The organism is Flavobacterium xizangense, assembly GCF_054075145.1.
Window position 1 is genome coordinate 1 of record NZ_JBSIPG010000024.1, and the last position, 1,932, is coordinate 1,932.

Annotated in this window: 2 protein-coding genes; both read right to left on the reverse strand. The window is 36.8% G+C overall.

What is annotated here, in order from left to right; translation table 11 throughout:
- Positions 1-924, reverse strand: a 924-nt coding sequence (gene ctlX, locus ACWA1B_RS22325; RefSeq protein WP_456910777.1) for a citrulline utilization hydrolase CtlX, incomplete at its 3' end; no start/stop codon positions are given.
- A 77-nt stretch (positions 925-1,001) separates the two neighbouring features.
- On the reverse strand, positions 1,002-1,916 hold the full coding sequence (locus tag ACWA1B_RS22330; RefSeq protein ID WP_456910779.1) for a dimethylarginine dimethylaminohydrolase family protein: 915 nt from the start codon (positions 1,914-1,916) through the stop codon (positions 1,002-1,004).
- Positions 1,917-1,932: the final 16 nt, after the last annotated feature.

Consider the following 1,932-nt stretch of genomic DNA (forward strand, 5'->3'; position numbering starts at 1 on the left):
CAAGAAAACTTCAGCCATCATGCAGCGTGCGCTTCCACCGCCACAAGCTTCAATTGTATCCAAGCTCGAACTTAAAATTTCGGCGTGTTTTTCTAATTGTGCAATTTGTTGTGCAGTCAAACTTTGATGAGCCGATGCACTCATAACAAGATACTTTTTATCGTTTGCCCCTCTAACTTCCAGCATATTTCCGGCAAAATTATTTACCTGATCTTCGGTTATTAAAATGATTTCTTTTTTGTCTTGCTTAAGATTATCCAAAACCATTTTACGCTCTTTCTTATCATCGATGCAATCTGCGCAAATAACGGCAAAAGTTTCCCCCAGACACATCATCACATTTGTATGATAAATGAGTTTTCGTTCTCCATCAACAGTCTGAAAAGCTTCAAAAATTACTGGTGCGTAATCAAAATCCTCACAGAATTCAATAAATAATTCTTCATCGGCACGAGGCGACAAAGCGCAATACGCTTTTGCATTGGCACGATCCAGAAGAAGACTTCCCGTTCCTTCTAGAAAATAACCATCATCTTCTGCAGATGTATAATCCATTATATTGGAAATCTCAAAACCTTTTTCCTCCAAAGTGTCCAAAATATCCTCGCGGCGTTCTTGGCGTCGGTTTTCGGCAAACATTGGATAAAGTGCGACGTCTCCATTTTCATGAAATGAAACCCAGTTGTTTGGAAAAATACTGTCCGGAGTATCTGTTTCCAAAGTATCTTCAATTACCGTTACGTCAACACCAACAGCTCTTAGTTTTTCAACAAAAGCATCAAATTCCTGCTGTGCTTTGGCATTTACGGTACTAGGCAAAAGTCCATCTAATACTTTCTGGTAATAATTATTTACAGCGGTCTGTTCATTCATCCTGAATGCTACTGGCCGAATCATTACGATTGCATTTGTTGTCTGTTTCATTTTTTATGTTTTTTTTGTTTCAGGCTTCAAGTTTCACGTTCTGTAAAAACTTGAAACCTGAAACTTGAAACAATTATTTAATCCCTAATCAACGGAAGTGTTGAACATCTCAACAATCCTTCTTGTTTTGCAATTTCGGCATACGGAATTTCTTCTACAGTAAAACCATTTGCACGAAGCCAGTTATTCAATCTCGTGAAATTTTTCTCCGAAACCACAACATTTTTATCAATCGAAAACACATTTGAAAACATATTATACATTTCTTCTCTCTCAATATGAAACAAATTTTCTTTTCCGAAAAGATTCACCAAATACAAATAATCCGCTTCTTCACGGAAACCTCTTTTGTAGATAATTCCTTTATTTTCTCCAACGGGCTGAAAACAGCAATCCAAGTGCAATGCATTGTCACGAGCTTCCAACTTAGATTTTACCAAATCAAATTCTTTGACAATTTTGTTTGGAAATAGCTCTTTAATGTAATTAACCCCATGCATGTTAGTCCTTGCCGTTATATAATCCTTATAATCACTTCCTTTGTAAGTTCCTATAAAAATATGATCATTCCAAAGCATAACATCGCCTCCTTCAATATGAACTTCTTCAGGCGGACGAACAACTTTTAGGGGCTCGATTTGATCTATCACATATTGAATTGCATCTAGCTCGCGTTCACGATCAGGCAGTATATTTGATTTTACAAAGACATCATCAATTACAAATCCGATATCTCGGGCAAAAATCTGATTGTAGTTCTCAATCATTTCCGGACGATAGACCTTAACGTCATACTTTTGAAAAACAGAATTAAAAGCTTCCATTTCAAAAACCATGTCTTTTTCGATCGGATAGGTTCCTGCTTTAATATGTTCCAATGACTTAGGGTCATAAGCTTCCTCTAAGGTTGGAGTTGGCCCATTATGAACGGCTGAACCCAAAACCACGGCACGCAGTCTTGACGTTTCGTTCTTTACATTTAATTGCAACATAACTTTATTATATTTT

Excerpts from the sequence above, each read along its gene's own strand:
- ACWA1B_RS22330 (WP_456910779.1), bottom strand. The coding sequence starts at position 1,916 with ATGTTGCAATTAAATGTAAAGAACGAAACGTCAAGACTGCGTGCCGTG.